Below are 1,822 nucleotides of genomic sequence, written 5' to 3'. Positions count from 1 at the left end.
GAACACGCCGGTGCCGAAGTGCCGGTCGAGCCAGTGACCAATCGCCAGGCCGGCCAACGTCGGGATCACGATCGACCAGCCAAGAATGCCGATTTGCCCGAGACGGCTGCCAAGCGACGGCTCGGGTTCATCGTGGGCCCGTCGCGCGCGTGCACTGGCTTGTCTGGCGGCGCGCGCGATGCGCTCGCTGTTCCCGGATGGGTCCGGTTGGTTGGGCTTGTCCGGTTCGCTCATGCTTCGCCCCGGTTCGGGCGCAGGTAGCGCAGCAACTGGCGCACGGCCTGCGCGTGCATTCGGGTCTGTTCGACGCGCGCTCGGCGAGCGGTATCGACTCGTTTCGCGTGTGACGCCGCGATTTGCGTTTCCAGCGCTGCGAGCGACTCGCCGAGCACGCCTGTGCGACACGCAATGTTGACGCTGCGCCCCCGCGACACGCGCAGCACGCCTTCTTCCACCGCGCAAAAACGCTCGATGTTGCCCGCGCCGTGCCAGCGCAGCACCGATGGTGTCAGTACGGTGAGGAAGTCGGCATGTCCCGGGAGGATGCCGAAGCTGCCGCTCTCGTCTTCCGCGCGTAGCGCAAGAATGACTTCGGCATCCACGAGGATGCTCGCGGGTGTTGAGATCGTTAAGCGCAACTCGGGGCTCATGGCGTAACGCTCGCATCGGCTGGCTCGGCCTTCTGCGCTGCCTGCTCCCGCTCGCGCGCTTCGTCCAGCGTACCGACCATGTAGAGCGAACTTTCCTGCCAGTCGTCGCACGCGCCGGCAAGGATTGCCTTGCAGCCGGCGAGCGTATCGGCGACCGGGACGGAGCGGCCGGGTACACCTGTGAACGCTTCAGTCACGGTGAAGGGCTGCGTGAGGAAGCGTTGCAAACGCCGCGCGCGGCCGACAATTCGACGATCGTCGGCACCCAGTTCTTCGACGCCCAACAGCGATATGACGTCTTGCAGTTCGCGGTAATGCTCGACCGCGCGCCGCACACTGGTGGCGATCTCCGCATGCTCCTCGCCGACAATCAGCGGATCGAGCAGCACCGACGACGACGCAATCGGATCGATGGCTGGATACATGCCTTCTGCGGCCATCGACCGGGACAGTACGACCATGCTGTCCACGTGCGCGGCAATGGCCGTCACTGCCGGATCGGTGAAGTCGTCGGCGGGCACGTAGACGGCTTCAATGGCCGTCACCGACACGTCGCCCACGGAGACGATCCGTTCCTGCAAGGTGGCGACCTCGGTAGCAAGCGTCGGCTGATAGCCCACCCGCGAAGGAAGCCTGCCGAGCAGCCCGGATACTTCCGCACCGGCCTGCACGAAGCGGAACACGTTATCCATCAGCAGCAGCACGTTCTGCCGGCGCTCGTCGCGGAAGTATTCCGCGACCGTCAACGCAGTCAGCGGCACGCGCCATCGCGCGCCAGGCGGCTCGTTCATCTGGCCGTAGACCAATACCGTGCGGGGCAGTACGCCGGAGTTGCGCATGTCGGTGAGCATCTCGTGGCCTTCGCGGCAACGCTCGCCGACCCCTGCGAACACCGAGATTCCCTGATAACGCTCGACCATTGCGTGGATCAACTCCATCACGAGCACGGTCTTGCCGACGCCCGCACCGCCGAACATGGCGGCCTTGCCGCCCTGAGCGAGCGGCGTGAGCAAGTCGATCACCTTGATGCCGGTGGCGAAAATATTGACGGTCGTGCCAAGCGACGCGAGCGGCGGCGGCTTGCGATGAATCGCGCGACGCGGTACGTCGGCCGGCAATGGCGCGCCGTTGTCACCCGGCACCCCGGTCACGTCGATGAGTCGCCCCAACAT

3 protein-coding genes are annotated in these 1,822 nt (G+C 65.8%); all 3 read right to left on the bottom strand.

Annotated elements, in window-relative coordinates:
• The coding region (locus WCA53_RS24030) for an AtpZ/AtpI family protein (RefSeq protein WP_423916346.1) at positions 1–234 on the bottom strand (234 nt) is incomplete at its 3' end.
• Positions 231–650: a F0F1 ATP synthase subunit epsilon gene (locus tag WCA53_RS24025; protein WP_423916343.1), complete on the bottom strand. Its 420-nt coding sequence runs from the start codon at positions 648–650 to the stop codon at positions 231–233. The genes WCA53_RS24025 and WCA53_RS24030, both read right to left, overlap by 4 nt.
• Positions 647–1,822, bottom strand: a 1,176-nt coding sequence (gene atpD, locus WCA53_RS24020) for a F0F1 ATP synthase subunit beta (protein WP_423916341.1), incomplete at its 5' end; no start/stop codon positions are given. The genes WCA53_RS24025 and atpD, both read right to left, overlap by 4 nt.

Source organism: Caballeronia sp. (genome assembly GCF_049581465.1).
GTDB lineage: Bacteria > Pseudomonadota > Gammaproteobacteria > Burkholderiales > Burkholderiaceae > Caballeronia.
This window is presented reverse-complemented; position numbering and strand designations above follow the sequence as displayed.